Annotated in this window: 14 protein-coding genes, 1 tRNA gene and 1 other RNA gene; 10 read left to right on the top strand and 6 right to left on the bottom strand. The window is 77.7% G+C overall.

All coding sequences use genetic code 11. The features are described from left to right. Nucleotides 1–136: 136 nt before the first annotated feature. Together aceE and fdhD are read right to left on the bottom strand one after the other, a co-directional pair. Nucleotides 137–2842, bottom strand: coding sequence for a pyruvate dehydrogenase (acetyl-transferring), homodimeric type (aceE, locus tag ACRYMY_RS07835; protein ID WP_432546771.1), 2706 nt, complete (start codon nt 2840–2842; stop codon nt 137–139). 107 nt (nt 2843–2949) lie between these two features. Further along, a complete protein-coding gene (gene fdhD, locus ACRYMY_RS07840; protein ID WP_432546710.1) occupies nt 2950–3822 on the bottom strand; it encodes a formate dehydrogenase accessory sulfurtransferase FdhD in 873 nt (290 codons plus the stop codon). A 147-nt stretch (nt 3823–3969) separates the two neighbouring features. Here fdhD and ACRYMY_RS07845 point away from each other — a divergent pair, with 147 nt between their 5' ends. From ACRYMY_RS07845 to ACRYMY_RS07870, 6 genes are all read left to right on the top strand, one after another. Beyond that, a complete protein-coding gene (locus ACRYMY_RS07845) occupies nt 3970–4398 on the top strand; it encodes a DUF3052 domain-containing protein (protein WP_432546711.1) in 429 nt (142 codons plus the stop codon). After that, a complete protein-coding gene (locus tag ACRYMY_RS07850; RefSeq protein WP_432546772.1) occupies nt 4395–4904 on the top strand; it encodes a redoxin domain-containing protein in 510 nt (169 codons plus the stop codon). The genes ACRYMY_RS07845 and ACRYMY_RS07850 overlap by 4 nt, the downstream gene beginning before the upstream one ends. A gap of 72 nt (nt 4905–4976) precedes the next feature. Beyond that, nucleotides 4977–5049 (top strand) — tRNA-Val (locus ACRYMY_RS07855). A gap of 48 nt (nt 5050–5097) precedes the next feature. Next, nucleotides 5098–6006: a Nif3-like dinuclear metal center hexameric protein gene (locus ACRYMY_RS07860; RefSeq protein ID WP_432546712.1), complete on the top strand. Its 909-nt coding sequence runs from the start codon at nt 5098–5100 to the stop codon at nt 6004–6006. Between the two features lie 9 nt (nt 6007–6015). Then, complete coding sequence (locus tag ACRYMY_RS07865) at nt 6016–6759, top strand: zinc ribbon domain-containing protein (protein ID WP_432546713.1); 744 nt, start codon at nt 6016–6018, stop codon at nt 6757–6759. Next, a complete protein-coding gene (locus ACRYMY_RS07870; RefSeq protein ID WP_432546714.1) occupies nt 6756–7913 on the top strand; it encodes a bifunctional RNase H/acid phosphatase in 1158 nt (385 codons plus the stop codon). Before ACRYMY_RS07865 ends, ACRYMY_RS07870 begins: the two co-directional genes overlap by 4 nt. A 25-nt stretch (nt 7914–7938) precedes the next feature. Here the strand turns inward: ACRYMY_RS07870 and ACRYMY_RS07875 are convergent, their stop codons facing one another. The 3 genes from ACRYMY_RS07875 to ACRYMY_RS07885 all read right to left on the bottom strand — a co-directional run bounded on the left by ACRYMY_RS07875 (nt 7939) and on the right by ACRYMY_RS07885 (nt 10928). Next, a complete protein-coding gene (locus tag ACRYMY_RS07875; protein ID WP_432546715.1) occupies nt 7939–8943 on the bottom strand; it encodes a glycoside hydrolase family 6 protein in 1005 nt (334 codons plus the stop codon). Nucleotides 8944–9016: 73 nt separating this feature from the next. Next, nucleotides 9017–10165 (bottom strand): SLC13 family permease, encoded by a 1149-nt coding sequence (locus ACRYMY_RS07880; protein ID WP_432546716.1) that lies wholly within the window; start codon nt 10163–10165, stop codon nt 9017–9019. A gap of 19 nt (nt 10166–10184) precedes the next feature. Beyond that, entirely contained in the window at nt 10185–10928 is a 744-nt protein-coding gene (locus tag ACRYMY_RS07885) for a YaaA family protein (RefSeq protein WP_432546717.1), read from the bottom strand. 65 nt (nt 10929–10993) lie between these two features. Between ACRYMY_RS07885 and rnpB the strand changes: the two genes are divergently transcribed. The 3 genes from rnpB (at nt 10994) to ACRYMY_RS07900 (ending at nt 13059) form a co-directional block, all read left to right on the top strand. Further along, nucleotides 10994–11381, top strand: an RNA gene (rnpB, locus tag ACRYMY_RS07890) — RNase P RNA component class A. Between the two features lie 240 nt (nt 11382–11621). After that, nucleotides 11622–12326 (top strand): sigma-70 family RNA polymerase sigma factor, encoded by a 705-nt coding sequence (locus tag ACRYMY_RS07895; RefSeq protein ID WP_432546718.1) that lies wholly within the window; start codon nt 11622–11624, stop codon nt 12324–12326. Continuing rightward, on the top strand, nt 12310–13059 hold the full coding sequence (locus ACRYMY_RS07900; protein WP_432546719.1) for a hypothetical protein: 750 nt from the start codon (nt 12310–12312) through the stop codon (nt 13057–13059). The genes ACRYMY_RS07895 and ACRYMY_RS07900 overlap by 17 nt, the downstream gene beginning before the upstream one ends. Nucleotides 13060–13069: 10 nt before the next feature. On the opposite strand, the gene ACRYMY_RS07905 is transcribed toward ACRYMY_RS07900, so the two are convergent. Continuing rightward, nucleotides 13070–13699 (bottom strand): DUF6083 domain-containing protein, encoded by a 630-nt coding sequence (locus tag ACRYMY_RS07905; protein WP_432546720.1) that lies wholly within the window; start codon nt 13697–13699, stop codon nt 13070–13072. A 68-nt stretch (nt 13700–13767) separates the two neighbouring features. On the opposite strand from ACRYMY_RS07905, the gene ACRYMY_RS07910 reads away from it, so the two are divergent. After that, complete coding sequence (locus ACRYMY_RS07910) at nt 13768–14823, top strand: 3-isopropylmalate dehydrogenase (protein WP_432546721.1); 1056 nt, start codon at nt 13768–13770, stop codon at nt 14821–14823. Nucleotides 14824–14831: the final 8 nt, after the last annotated feature.

The following is a 14831-nucleotide window of genomic DNA, read 5'->3' on the forward strand; positions in this document are numbered from 1 at the left end:
GCCGCCCGGGCGGGTGGCCGGCCCCCCCCGCCCGCCCCCCCCCCCCGCCCCCCCGCCCCCCCCCGGCCCGCCCGGCCCCGCACCCGGGACGGGTGCGGGGCCTCGCGCGGAGGTGGGGAGGGGTGTCCCCGGAGCCTCAGGCCTCCCCGCCGGCGTTGCCGCTGCGGCCGGCGCGCACGTCGTGCAGGCGGTACTTGTCGATCGCCTGGCCCGGCGCGCGCCAGTCGACCTCGCCCTTGCGGGCGAGCATCTCCAGCGCCCGCACGGCCACCGACGGGCCGTCGATGTGGAAGTACCGGCGCGCCGCCGCGCGGGTGTCGGACAGGCCGAACCCGTCGGCGCCCAGCGAGGCGAACTCGCCCGGCACCCACTGGCGCACCTGGTCGGGCACCGCGCGCATCCAGTCGCTGACCGCGACGACCGGGCCGGGGGCGTCCTTCAGCTTCTGCGTGATGAACGGCACCTTCGACTCGTCGCCGGGGTTGAGGAACGCGTGCTCGTCGCAGGCCAGGCCGTCGCGGCGCAGCTCGTTCCAGCTCGTCACCGACCACACGTCGGCCACCACGCCGAAGTCGTCGCGCAGCAGCTGCTGGGCCTCCAGCGCCCACGCCACCCCGACGCCCGAGGCGAGCAGCTGGGTGCGCGGGCCGTCGCCGGAACCCTCCGAGACCCGGTGCAGGCCGCGCACGATGCCCTCGACGTCCACGCCCTCCGGCTCGGCCGGCTGGACCATCGGCTCGTTGTAGACCGTCAGGTAGTACATGACGTTCTCGGGCTTCTCGCCGTACATGCGGCGCAGGCCGTCCTTGACGATGTGCCCGATCTCGTACGCGTAGGCCGGGTCGTAGGAGACGACCGCCGGGTTCGTCGAGGCCAGCAGCAGCGAGTGCCCGTCGGCGTGCTGCAGGCCCTCGCCCGTCAGGGTCGTGCGCCCCGCCGTCGCGCCGATCATGAAGCCGCGGGCCATCTGGTCGCCGGCCGCCCAGATGTTGTCGCCGGTCCGCTGGAACCCGAACATCGAGTAGAAGATGTAGATCGGGATCATCGGCTCGCCCTGCGTGGCGTAGGACGTGCCGGCGGCCGTGAAGGCGGCCATCGAACCGCCCTCGTTGATGCCCACGTGCAGGATCTGCCCCTGCTCGGACTCCTTGTACGACAGCATCAGGTCGCGGTCGACCGACGTGTAGTTCTGCCCGTGCGGGTTGTAGATCTTCAGCGTCGGGAAGAGGGAGTCCATCCCGAAGGTGCGCGCCTCGTCCGGGATGATCGGCACGATCCGCTTGCCGAACTCCTTGTCCCGCATGAGGTCCTTGAGCAGGCGGACGAACGCCATCGTCGTGGCGACCTCCTGCTTGCCCGACCCCTTGGCGGCGACCTTGTAGGACTCGTCGCCGGGCAGGTGGACGGGGGCGTGCTGCACCCGCCGCTGCGGCACCGGGCCGCCGAGGTCGGCGCGGCGCTTGCGCAGGTACTGCACCGCCTCGTCGGACTCGCCCGGGTGGTAGTACGGCGGGCGGTACGGGTCGCGCTCGAGCTCCTCGTCGGAGATCGGGATGCGCTGGGAGTCGCGCAGGAGCTTGAGGTCCTCCAGCGTGAGCTTCTTCATCTGGTGCGTGGCGTTGCGGCCGGCGAAGTGCGGGCCCAGGCCGTAGCCCTTGATGGTCTTGGCGAGGATCACCGTGGGCTGGCCGGTGTGCGCCAGCGCGGCCTTGTACGCCGCGTACACCTTGCGGTAGTCGTGCCCGCCGCGCTTGAGGCTCCAGATCTGGTCGTCGCTCATGTCCGCGACGAGCTTGGCCGTGCGCTCGTCCCGGCCGAAGAAGTGGTCGCGGACGAACTTGCCGTTCTCGGCCTTGTACGTCTGGTAGTCCCCGTCGGGGGTGGCGTTCATGAGGTTCACGAGCGCGCCCTGCGAGTCCGCCGCCAGCAGCGGGTCCCAGTCGCGGCCCCACAGGACCTTGACGACGTTCCAGCCCGCGCCGCGGAAGAACGCCTCCAGCTCCTGGATGATCTTGCCGTTGCCGCGGACCGGGCCGTCCAGGCGCTGCAGGTTGCAGTTGACGACGAAGGTGAGGTTGTCGAGCTCCTCGTAGGCGGCCAGCTGCGCGAACCCGCGCGACTCCGGCTCGTCCATCTCCCCGTCGCCCAGGAACGCCCACACGTGCTGCTGCGAGGTGTCGCGCAGGCCCCGGTTGTGCAGGTACTTGTTGAACTGCGCCTGGTAGATCGCGTTCGCCGGGCCCAGGCCCATCGAGACGGTCGGGAACTCCCAGAAGTCCGGCATCAGCCGCGGGTGCGGGTAGGAGGACAGCCCGTTCGGCGCCGCCGAGACCTCCTGGCGGAAGCCGTCCAGCTGCTCGGCGGACAGCCGGCCCTCGAGGAAGGCGCGCGCGTACACGCCGGGGGAGGCGTGTCCCTGGATGAAGACCTGGTCGCCGCCGCCCGCGTGGTCCTTGCCGCGGAAGAAGTGGTTGAAGCCGACCTCGTACAGCGTCGCCGAGGAGGCGTACGTCGAGATGTGACCGCCGACACCGATGTCCGGCCGCTGCGCGCGGTGCACCATGACCGCGGCGTTCCAGCGGATCCAGGCGCGGTAGCGGCGCTCGACCTCCTCGTCACCGGGGAACCACGGCTCCTGCTCGGGGCCGATGGTGTTGATGTAGTCGGTCGCGGTGAGGCTGGGGACGCCCACCTGCTTCTCGCGGGCGCGCTGCAGCAGCTGGAGCATGAGGTAGCGCGCCCGGTTCTGTCCGCGCTCGTCGACGACCGCGTCCAGGGACGCGAGCCACTCCGAGGTCTCCTCGGGGTCGATGTCGGGCAGCTGGCTGGGCAGCCCGTTCATGATGGGGCCGAGCCCGGCGGGGCCGTTCCCCGCGTCGTCGCGTCTGGCCACGGTGGTGGTCCTCCCGCTGGGTCGAGGAGCCCGCGGTCAGCGGGCACCCCCCCAGGCTATTCCGAGCCGGCGCGGGCCACCTCCCCCGCCCCGGCGCCCCAGCGCAGGCGGTGGCCGCCGGCGTAGACGTTGGCGGTGGGCGGGCGCAGGAAGCCCACCAGCGTCATCCCCGCCCCGCGCGCCAGCGACACCGCCAGCGAGGAGGGCGCCGAGACGGCCGCCAGGACGGGCACGCCGGCCATCGCGGCCTTCTGCACCAGCTCGAAGGAGGCGCGGCCGCTGACGACGAGGACCCGCCCGCGCAGCGGCAGCAGCCCCTCGCGCAGCGCCCAGCCGACCACCTTGTCCACGGCGTTGTGCCGGCCGACGTCCTCGCGCAGGCACAGCAGCTCCCCGTCGGCGCTGAACAGGCCCGCCGCGTGCAGGCCGCCGGTGCGCTCGAACGCCGCCTGCGCCGCGCGCAGCGCCTCCGGCAGGCCCGCCAGCACGTCCAGGCCCACCTCGACGGGGTCGTCGGCCGCGCCCTCGTGCGGCAGGCGCGCCATGACGTCGTCGACGCTGAGCGAGCCGCACACCCCGCACGCCGACGTCGTGGTGAACGGGCGCGGCACGCGCTCGCCGGCCAGGCGCGAGCCGGGCGCGGCGGCCACCCGGACGAGGTTGAAGGTGGGCAGCCCGTCGGGCCCCGGCGCGCTGCAGTGCTGCACGCCCACGACGTCGTCCGCGCTGCGCAGCAGCCCCTCGGCGTGCAGGAAGCCCAGCACGAGGTCGACGTCGTCGCCGGGTGTGCGCATCGTCACGGTCAGCTGCTCGCCGTCCACCTCCAGCTGCAGCGGTTCCTCCACCGCGAGGGTGTCCGCGCGCGCGGTGCGGGTGCCCGCCGCGACGTCCAGCCGCTCGGTGCGCGTGCGCGTCGTGACCCGTCCCACACCGGCAGGCTGCCACGTCGCAGCGCGTCACGCCTTGCGCACCTGCCCCTTCCTCCGCTGCACTAGGAGGTCACGAGCACCGGTGACGACCGCCGGTGGGGGCGGTGCCGCGCAGCGCGGCACCACGAGAGGGAGGCAGGACAGCACGTGGGTGCGACCACGGACCCTGCGGCAGACACCGCCGCAGTGGCCAAGCTGGGCTTCAAGCCCGGCCAGCTGGTGCAGGAGTTCGGCTGGGACGAGGGGGTCGACGAGGACTTCCGCGCCGCGGTCGAGCAGCTCGTCGGCAGCGAGCTGCTCGACGAGGACGCCGACGACGTGGCCGACGTCGCGCTGTGCTGGTACCGGGACGGGGACGGCGACCTGGTGGACGCGCTCGTGGACGCCGGCACCAACCTCGCCGAGGGCGGGGTCATCTGGCTGCTGACGCCCAAGAAGGGACGCCCGGGGTACGTCGACGCCGGGGACATCGACGAGTCCGCGCCCACGGCCGGGCTGCACGCGACGTCCAGCGTGAGCGCGTCGGCCAACTGGGCCGGGACCCGGATGACGACCCCGAAGAACGGCCGCCGCTGACCCCTGCCGCGCCCGCGGGCCCGGGCGGGCCGCTCGCGCCCGGGGACGCCGTCCCCGGCGGGGTGCCCGTGCGCGACCAGTACGGCGCGCCCCTGCGCCTGGGGGAGCTGTGGGAGGACGGCCCGGCGCTGCTGGTGCTCGTCCCCGGCGCGTTCTCCACGCACTGCACCGCCGAGCTGGGTGCCCTCGTCGCCGCCACCGCGCAGTTCGAGGACGCCGGCGCCCAGCTCGCCGTGCTCTCCTGCGACCCCGTGCCCGTGCTGCGGGCGTGGGGGCAGGAGCACGGCGCGCGCTTCCCCCTGCTGTCGGACTTCTGGCCGCACGGGCGCGCCTGCCGCGCTCTGGGGGCCTTCGACGACGAGCTGGGCGTGGCCCGGCGCACCTCGCTGCTCCTCGTGGACGGGCGCGTGCGCTGGGCCCTGCACGGCGAGCACGGGCGCGCTCGCGCCGTGGGCGAGCACATGGACACCGTGCGCGACGTCCTGGCCGGCGGCGCGCCCGGCTGAGCGGGGGCCGGGGACCGGGTGGGCGCCGGGCCGGGCGACTACCGTGGGCACGCCCCGGCCGCACCGGGGCGGGGGCCCGTAGCTCAGCTGGTAGAGCACCGCGCTTACACCGCGGGTGTCGTCGGTTCGAGACCGGCCGGGCCCACCCGCCGCCGCCCCCGCTCGCCGCGGGAGGCGCCGCTAGGGTCCGGGCGTGGACACGCCGACGCCGCCCGGTCCCGCCGAGGCCCCCGCTGAGCCTCCCGCCGCCCCCTCCCTCGCCGACGTGGTGCGGCACCTGGAGACGGTCCACCCGCCGCGCTGGGCGCAGCCGTGGGACGCCGTGGGCCTGGTCTGCGGCGACCCCGAGCAGCCCGTGCGCCGCGTCCTGCTGGCCGTGGACCCCGTCGAGGCCGTCGTCGACGAGGCCCTCGAGCGCGGCGCCGACCTGCTGCTGGTGCACCACCCGCTGCTGCTGCGCCCGGTCAGCTCGGTGGCCGCCACCACCCCCAAGGGCCGCCTCGTGCACCGCCTGGTGCGGGCCGGGTGCGCCCTGTACGTCGCCCACACCAACGCCGACGCGGGCGGGCCGGGCGTCTCCGACGCGCTCGCGCGCGTGCTGGACCTGGACCACCTGGAGCCCCTCGAGCCGCTGCCGCAGGAACCGGACCGGCCCGACCTGGGCATCGGCCGCGTCGGTCGCCTGGCCGCGCCCGAGCGCCTGGCCGACTTCGCCGCCCGCGTCGCCGAGGCGCTGCCCGAGACCGAGCAGGGCGTGCGCGTGGCCGGCGACCCCGACGCGCTCGTGCAGCGCGTCGCCGTCTGCGGGGGCTCCGGCGACAGCCTGTTCGAGCGGGTGCGCGCCAGCGGCGCCGACGTCTTCGTGACCGCCGACCTGCGCCACCACCCGGCCTCCGAGGCCCGCGAGCGGGCCGCCTTCGACGCCGGCGGCGCGCCGCACCTGGTCGACGTGTCCCACTGGGCCAGCGAGTGGCCCTGGCTGGCCGGGGCCGCCGACCGGCTGGTGGCGGCCGTCGCCGCGAGCGGCCGTACCGTGGACGCCCACGTGTCCACCACGCGCACCGACCCCTGGACGGCGCGCGTCCCCAGCCGAGGAGAGTGACCCGGCCGCATGCCCAAGGCCCCGGCGATCGACCAGCAGCGCCTGCTGGACCTGCAGAGCCTCGACACCCGCCTGGCCCAGCTCGCGCACCGGCGCGCGACCCTGCCGGAGCAGGCCGAGCTCGACGCCGTGCTGGCCGAGCGCCGGACGGTGGGCGACCGCCTCGTCGCCGCCCGCACCCTCGTCGGTGACGCCGAGCGCGACGTGGCCCGCGCCGAGGCCGCCGTGCAGCAGGTGCGCGACCGCGCCGACCGCAACACGAAGCGGCTGGAGTCCGGGCAGGGCAGCGCCAAGGACCTGCAGGGCCTGCAGCACGAGCTGGAGTCCCTGGCCCGCCGCCAGTCCGTGCTGGAGGACGAGGAGCTGGAGGTCATGGAGCGCCTGGAGCAGGCGCAGGCCGCGGCCGCCGAGCTGGCCGGGCAGGACGCCGAGCTGGAGGCGCGGGCCGTGGAGGTCACCAGCCGCCGCGACGCCGCCCTGGAGGAGATCTCCGGCGAGGAGCGCGCGGCGGTGGCCCGCCGCGAGGCCGTCGCGATGACGGTCGAGGACGCCCTGGTCGCCCTGTACGAGAAGGTCCGCGCCCCGCGCGGGGGCGTGGGGGCGGCGCTGCTGCGCGCGCGCCGCTGCGAGGGCTGCCGCCTGGAGCTGAACGCCTCCGACCTGGCCGCCACCCGCGCCGCCGCCAGCGACGAGGTCGTCTTCTGCGAGGAGTGCGGGCGCATCCTCGTCCGCACCGACGAGTCGGGGCTGTGAGCGCCCGCTCGCTGCGGGTCGAGGCCGACGGCGGGTCGCGCGGCAACCCCGGCCCGGCCGGCTACGGCGCGGTCGTCAAGGACGCGGACACCGGTGAGGTGCTGGCCGAGGTCGCCGAGGCGATCGGGCGCGCCACCAACAACGTCGCCGAGTACCGCGGCCTCGTCGCCGGGCTGGAGGCGGCCGCGGCCCTCGACCCGGGCGCGCGCGTGGAGGTCCGGATGGACTCCAAGCTCGTCGTGGAGCAGATGTCGGGCCGCTGGCAGGTCAAGCACGCCGACATGAAGGTCCTGGCCCAGCGGGCCCGCGAGGTCCTGCCCGCCCGGCAGGTGTCGTACCGCTGGGTGCCGCGGGCGCAGAACTCCCACGCCGACCGCCTGGCCAACGAGGCGATGGACGCCGCCGCCGCGGGGCGCACCTGGCAGCGTGCGAGCGGGACCGCCGCCCCGGCCAGCGCCCCGGCCAGCGCCCCGGCCAGCGCCCCGGCCAGCGCCCCGGCCAGCGCCCCGGCCAGCGCCCCGGCCAGCGCCCCGGCGGGGGAGGAGCGGGGCCCGCGCACGACCCTCGTCCTCGTCCGGCACGCCTCCACCGCGCTGACCGAGCAGCGGCGGCTGTCGGGCCGCTACGGCGCCGACCCGGAGCTGTCGGAGCGGGGCCTGCGCGAGGCCGCCGCCGCGGCGGCCAGCCCCGAGGTGCGCGGCGCCGACGTGGTCGTCACCTCCACGCTGCGCCGCTCCACGCAGACCGCGCGCGCCGTCGCCGCGGCGGTGGGCGCCGACGTCGTCGTGGACCCGCAGTGGGACGAGACCGACTTCGGCGAGTGGGACGGGCTGACGGCCGCGGAGGTCGTCGAGCGCTGGCCCGCCGAGCACGCCGCCTGGGACGCCTCGCCCCACACCCCCTGCCCCGGCGGGGAGTCCCTGGCCGTGGTGGAGCGGCGGGTCGCGGCGGCGCGCGCGGACCTGCTGCGGCGCTGGGCCGGCCGGCGGGTCGTGCTGGTCAGCCACGGGGACCCGCTGCGGGTGCTGCTGCGCTCCGCGCTGGGAGCCGGGCCGCAGCTGCAGCGGCGCATCCACCTCGACCCGGCCTCGCGCACGGTGCTGCGCTACAGCCCCGACGGCGTGGCGGAGGTCCTGGCCGTCAACCGGGTCTGAGGCGCCGACCCCCGGACCCGCGGTCTCACCAGGCGCGGCGCTGCACCAGGCCCACCGCGTAGGCGGGCCAGAAGCGGCCGGCGGCCGGCTCGCCCCGGCCGCAGTCCCCGTCGGACTCCCCGGGCGCCTTGACCCACAGCAGCGCGTCGACCTCCGGGGCCGGTCGCGCCGACAGGGGCGGTCGCCCCAGCGCGCGCCCCGGCGGGTTGCACCACGGGTCGCCGCCGGTCGCCGGACCCCGGCCGTTGCGCGAGGTGTCGACGACGAAGCGCGCCCCGCCCGTCAGCGCGCTCACGCGCAGCCCCCAGGCCACCTCGTCGGCGGTGCTGCGGGCGTTGGAGACGTTGGTGGCGAAGCCGCGGGCCCCGGCGACACCGGCCCGCCGCAACCGGGCGGCGGCCTCCTCGGCAGGCAGCCAGTCCGAGTGGCCGCCGTCGAGGTAGACCAGGGTGGCCGGGTGGGCCGTCAGCTCCCGCACGGCCCCGCGCAGCAGGGCGTAGCGCTCGGCGCGCGCGGCCCCGTCGAGGCAGTCCAGCTGACCGAGGCTGTCCGGCTCCAGGACCACGACGGCGCGCTGAGGGCCCAGGGCGCCGGCCACGGCCGCCGACCACGCGCGGTAGGAGGCGGCGTCCGCGCTGCCGCCGGCCGACCAGCCCCCGCAGTCGCGGTGCGGGAGGGCGTACAGGACGAGCACGGGCACGGTGCCCCCGGCGGCCGCGGCGGCGACGACCTCGCGGGTGCGGTCGGCGGCCCGCTGCGGCGACAGCCAGGAGCCCAGCCACACGGCGGTGGGCTGCGCGGCGAGCACGTCGAGGGCGTCGGCCTCCGCGGCCGAGCCGGCAGCGGGGGCCGCGGCGGCCGCCCGCGCCGCCTGGCGGTCCGCGCTCACGTGCAGCCGCACCCCCTGCGGGGGGGAGGGGGGCGGGGCGGCCCCCCCGCCCAGGCCCGCTGCGGCCAACAGCGCCAGCAGCACGAGGCGAGCGGGAGCACCGGCACCCGCCCGGCGGCGGCGGCGGGGACGGCGCGGCACCCGTCCACGCTGGCACGGAGCCGGCGCTCACGGGCCCGCCCGGCGCCGGTACCGCCCGGGTGGAGCAGCCGGTTCAGGCGGTCAGCTGCAGGGCCGCGACCCCGGCCAGCACGCACGCGGGGGCGCCCAGCAGCCCCAGCAGCGCGAACCGCGCGCGCCCGACGGCCACGCCGCGGGAGCGGCAGCGGTCCAGCCACAGCAGCGTCGCCAGCGACGCCCACGGCGTCACCAGCGGGCCGAGGTTGACGCCGACGAGGACGGCCACCAGCCGCGCGGGGCTGCTCGCGAGCGGCTCGACGGCCAGGTAGGCGGGCAGGTTGTCGACGAGGTTGGCCGTCACCGCCGACGTCGCCGCCAGCCGCAGGTGCGCCGCGAAGCCCTCCCCGCCGCCCGCCACGGGCGCCAGGACGTCCGCCAGCCCGTGCTCGCGGGCGGTCTGCACGACGAGGAACAGCCCGGCCACCAGCACCACCGTGCGCCACGGCAGCAGCGCGGGCCGCAGCGCCGCCCGGTCGCGGCGGGCCGCCACCGCCACCAGCACCAGCGCGGCGACGGTCGCGGGGACGACGGGCTCGACGCCGCTGACGAACGCCGGGGCCAGCAGGCAGCACACGACGAGGGCCGTGCGGAACGAGACGGGGTCGACGGGCGCGGCAGGCGGCGGGGCGGGGTAGCGCCCGCGCAGGCGGCGGTGCTGGGTCAGGGCCAGGACGGCCACGGCCGTGCCCGCGCCCGCCAGGAACGGCGCCCACGTCAGGCCGACGAAGGCGCGCACCCCGCCCGCGCCGAGGTCGTCCAGGGTGGACAGCGCCAGCAGGTTCGTCAGGTTGGAGACCGGCAGCAGCATCGAGGCGGTGTTGGCCAGCCACACGGTCGTGAAGGCGAACGGCAGCGGGTCCAGGCGCAGCTGCGCCGCCAGCGACAGCACCACCGGGGTCAGCAGGACGGCCGTGGTGTCCAGGGACAGCACGACGGTGGCCGCCGTGCCGAGGGCGACGACGAGCAGCCACAGCAGCCAGGTGCGACCGCGACCGGCGCGCGCGGCCCGGCGCGCGGCGGCGTCGAAGACCCCGGCCCGGTCGGCCAGCTCGGCCACCACGGTGACGGCGAGCAGGAAGCCCAGGACCGGCCCGGCCCGCTCCGCGACCTGCGCCAGGCCGTGGCCGCTGAGGGCGCCGGTCAGGACGCACAGGGCACCGGTCAGGCCGGCGAGCCACCACACCGCGCTCGTCCGGCCCGGCTCAGGCGGCGTCGACGTCGAGCGTCCAGCTCGCGCCGCGGCGGGCCGGTGGGACCAGCTCGACGGCGAAGGCCTCCGCGACCGCCGCGTGCAGGGCGGCGACGGTGCGCGGCGGGCGCCCGGGCCGGGTCAGCAGGTGGCGGGCGACGAGGCCGCGGACGCGCTTGGCGTCGTGCGAGACGACCGCGCCGCCGCGCCGGACGCGCACGGCCGCCGTCCGCCCCGCCGTCGCGGCGTCGGGGACCCAGGCGGCGGCGTAGGCGGCGGAGCGGCAGTCCAGGACGACGCCGGCCGGGTGCAGCACCCGCTCCAGGTGCGGGCGCCAGAACCGGGCCAGCGGGCCGGGACCCGGCAGGTCGGTGCCCATCGACAGCCGGTAGCCGGGCACGCGGTCGCGCGGGTGCAGCAGCCCCCACAGCGCCGAGACGACGAGGACGCGGCGGGCGGCGGCCGCCGGCAGGGACGGCAGGTCCAGCGCGTCGAACAGCACGCCGCGGTAGACGTCGGCCGCGGGGGCGGCCGGGCGCGCGCGCAGCGTGGTGTTGGCGGCGACGACGTCCGCCAGCGCCGGGCCGGTGCCGAGCACGGCGGCGGCGTCCGGCCGGGCCGAGACGGCCGCCAGCGCGTCCAGGACGGTGGCGCGCGCCGCGGTGAGGTCCGGGTGCGACAGGCGCTCCAGCGCGACGGGGCGCCCGCGGTCCGGGCCCGCCCACTTGGTCTCCGAGGGCGGCAGCAGCACGAGCACGGGCGGGGACCCTACCCACGCCGGCTGTGGGCCTGCGCGGGGCCGCCGCTACCATCGGCGGCGGACGAGTCGGCCGGGCGGTCGCGTCGGCCGGTGCCCCCCGGGGTGCCGGTCGCCGAGGAAAGTCCGGACTCCACAGGGCAGGGTGGTGGGCAACGCCCACCCGGGGTGACCCGCGGGAAAGTGCCACAGAGAGAAGACCGCCTACCCCCGCGCGAGCGGGGCGGCAAGGGTGAAACGGTGGTGCAAGAGACCACCAGCGCACCGGGTGACCGGTGCGGCTCGGCAAACCCCACCCGGAGCAAGACCAGACAGGCAGCGTCCGAGGGCGGCCCGCCCGAGCTGCCGGGTAGGTCGCTGGAGGCGTGCGGTGACGCACGTCCGAGAGGGATGGCCGCCGCCGGCGCGCTCGCGCGCCGGGCACAGGATCCGGCTTACAGGCCGGCTCGTCCCCACCCGCTCACCGCGCGCGGCAGCGCGCGTCCGTCGTGCGCGGGCCCGGACGGGACCTCCCCTCCGGGCCTCGTCCGGGACCCGCGCTGGTGGGGGGTACGACCGGGACCCTGCGTGCGTTCACGATCACGGCGCGTCGATCTGGGATGGGTGTGAACGCGCCGCGCCCGCCTCGCGTACTCACCTGCGACGGGGTGTCGGTACGGTCGGGCGGGTCCGCCCGGAGCGCGAGGTGCTGGTGTGGCGGTGGTGACGTGCGGGGAGGTGGCGGCCGTGGCCCGTCCGGGGTGGCGGGGCCGCCGCGGGGCCCCGCTGCGCGCCGTCGACGTGCGCGACACCGCTCCCGGCACGGCCTCCGGCGCCACCCCCGACGCCGACCCCGGGTCCGGCGCGGGCGGCTTCGACGTCGACGCCGCCTACCGCGAGGAGGCCGGGCCGCTGCTCGCCTTCGCGGTCAACGCGCTGGGGGACCGGGCGGCCGCCGAGGACGCCCTGCAGGAGACGTTCGTGCGGGCCTGGCGCGCCCGCGAGCGGTACGCGCGCGACGAGGGGTCGGTGCGCACCTGGCTGTTCGCCATCGCCCGCAACGTCGTCGTCGACGCCCACCGGGCCCGCCAGCGCCGCCCCCGCCCCGTCGACCCGGCGACGGCGGCCGAGCCCGCCGGCGCGTCCGCCGGTGCCGCCTCCGCGCTGCCCGGAGTGGTGCCGGGCGTCGTGCGCGACCCGGCCGCGGCGAGCGTCGACCGCCTGCTCGTGCACGAGGCCCTGGCGCGGCTGTCGCCCGAGCACCGGCAGGTCGTCGTGGCCGTGCACCTGCGCGGCGCCGGCTACCAGGAGCTGTCCGCGGTGACCGGTGTCCCGGTCGCCACGCTGCGCACGCGCATGCACCACGCCCTCAAGGCGCTGCGCCGGACGCTGGAGGAGGGGGGTGAGCGGCGTGGCTGACGAGCGCGACGACCCCGCGGGCGAGGACCCCGCGGCCCAGGACCGGCGCGCCGAGCTGCTGGGCGCCGCCGCCGTCGGCGACCTGAGCCCCGCCGAGGCGCGGGAGCTGGACGCGCTGGCCGCGGCCGACCCGTCGGTGGCGGAGGAGCTGCGCGCGCACCGCGAGGTGCTCGCCGCGCTGCCGCCGCGCGGGTCCGGGTGGGACGAGCCCGTGCCGCCGCCCGGCCCGGTGCTTCCCGGCGGCGCGACCGGGGCCGGCCCGGCCGCGGCGCCCGCGGGGGCGCTGCACCGGCGGCGCACCGCCTCGCGCTGGGTCGGCGCCGCCGCGGCCGTCGTGGTCGGCGCCGGGATCGGCGCGGGCGCGGTGACGGTGGGCCGCGAGGTCGCCGACCGGCCCGTGCAGGGCCCGCCGGGCACCCTCGGCGCCGTGGAGGAGCTGGTGGTCCTCGGCGAGCCCGAGGGGGTGCGCGCCGACGTCGCCCTGGTCGCCCACACGTGGGGCACCGAGACCGTCCTGGACGTCGCCGGCCTGCCGGCCGGCCGCGAGTACGCCGTCGTCCTGGTGCGCGGGGACGGCGCGGAGGCGGGGTCCGGATCGTTCCTGGGCAGCCGGGTGCCGGTGGAGTGCCGGCTCAACGCGGCGGTGCTGCGCGAGGACGTCGCCGCGGTGGAGGTGCGCGACGAGGACGGCGCGCTGGTGCTGCGCTCGGAGGCGCCCGCCGTGGCGGGCTGAGCCGCCGCGCTCAGGCGCCGGACGGGCCCGGGTCGTCGAGGAGGTCGTCGCGGGGGCCGTCGGGCGCGTCGTCGCGGCGGTCGCGCCCGCGCCGGTTGGCGGCCCACAGCTGGTGCAGCCGCGCGTTGCCCGGTGCCTCGGCGTCGGCGCACACCAGCGCGTGCGGCACGCGCGCGCCGACCCGGTCCGGGTCGTCGCCCGCGGCGGGCGCGGCCCGGCCGTCCACGACCTCCCAGCGCGCCCCCGGCGGCACCGCGGCCGCCAGCACCGGCTCGCGCGCCAGGTCCACGTGCCCGTCCCCGGAGCGGTCGTCGCCGTCCCCGGCGCGGTAGCGGTGCACCACCGCGCCGCAGCGCGCGCACACCTCCTCGGTCCACGGACGGGCGGCCGCCAGCCGCGCCATCCGCCGCACGTGCGCCAGCACGGTCCCGGCCTGCTCGCCCAGCGTGGGCGGCAGCCCCACCGGCGCCGGTGCCGGCGCCTCGACCGGCGGCGGGCCGGAGCGCGCCGCCGCGAAGCGGGCGGTGCACGCGGCGCAGACGGCCACCCGCACCCCCAGGCGCTCCTGCACCGCCACCTCGTCACCGCTGGAGCAGAACTCGCACACCGGGACGGGACCGGCGGCGCTCGCGGACGTCACGGGCCCATCGTGCCGCGCGCCCGGGTCGGCGCGGCCGGCGGCGCGCGGGCCTGGCTAGGCTCGCGCGCATGGCGGACACCCTGCGGCTCGCGGTCATCCCCGGCGACGGCATCGGGCAGGAGGTGACCGCCGAGGCGCTGAAGGTCCTGCGCGCCGTCGTGGGCGGCGCGGGCCCGCGGGTGGAGACCACCGAGTACGACCTGGGCGCGCGGCTGTACCACCGCACGGGCGAGACGCTGCCGGACAGCGTGCTGGCCGAGCTGCGCGGGCACGACGCGATCCTGCTCGGCGCGGTCGGCGACCCGACGGTGCCCAGCGGCGTCCTGGAGCGCGGGCTGCTGCTGCGGCTGCGCTTCGAGCTGGACCACTACGTGAACCTGCGCCCCTCGAAGCTGTACCCGGGGGTGCCGACGCCGCTGGCGGACCCGGGCGAGGTGGACTTCGTCGTCGTGCGCGAGGGCACCGAGGGCCCCTACGTCGGCAACGGCGGGGCGCTGCGCGTGGGGACCCCGCACGAGATCGCCACCGAGGTCAGCGTGAACACCGCCCACGGCGTCGAGCGCGTCGTGCGCGACGCGTTCCGCCGCGCGCAGGCCCGCCCGCGACGGAAGCTCACCCTGGTGCACAAGCACAACGTCCTCGTGCACGCCGGGCACCTGTGGCGGCGCACGGTCGAGGCCGTGGGCGCGGAGTTCCCCGAGGTGGCCGTGGACTACCTGCACGTGGACGCCGCGACGATCTTCCTGGTCAACGACCCGTCCCGGTTCGACGTGGTCGTCACCGACAACCTGTTCGGCGACATCCTGACCGACCTCGCGGCCGCCGTGACGGGCGGCATCGGGCTGGCCGCCAGCGGCAACGTCAACCCCGACCGCACGGCCCCCAGCATGTTCGAGCCCGTGCACGGCTCCGCGCCCGACATCGCGGGGCAGCAGCTGGCCGACCCGACGGCCGCGGTGCTGTCGGTGGCGCTGCTGCTGGACCACCTGGGCCTGGCCGAGGCGGCCGCCCGCGTGGAGTCCGCGGTGAGCGCCGACCTGGCCCGCCGCGCGGCCGGCGAGGTGCCCGCCCGGCGCAGCACCCCGCAGGTGGGCGACGCGCTGGCGCAGCTCGCCGCCGGCTGAGGCGCGGG

This window comes from Kineococcus haloalkalitolerans (assembly GCF_050871905.1).
GTDB lineage: Bacteria > Actinomycetota > Actinomycetes > Actinomycetales > Kineococcaceae > Kineococcus.

Bases quoted from the DNA above. Each gene is read 5' to 3' on its own strand.
- aceE (WP_432546771.1), bottom strand. From the start codon at position 2,842: ATGAACGGGCTGCCCAGCCAGCTGCCCGACATCGACCCCGAGGAGACC.
- ACRYMY_RS07865 (WP_432546713.1), top strand. From the start codon at position 6,016: ATGCCCAAGGCCCCGGCGATCGACCAGCAGCGCCTGCTGGACCTGCAG.
- ACRYMY_RS07910 (WP_432546721.1), top strand. From the start codon at position 13,768: ATGGCGGACACCCTGCGGCTCGCGGTCATCCCCGGCGACGGCATCGGG.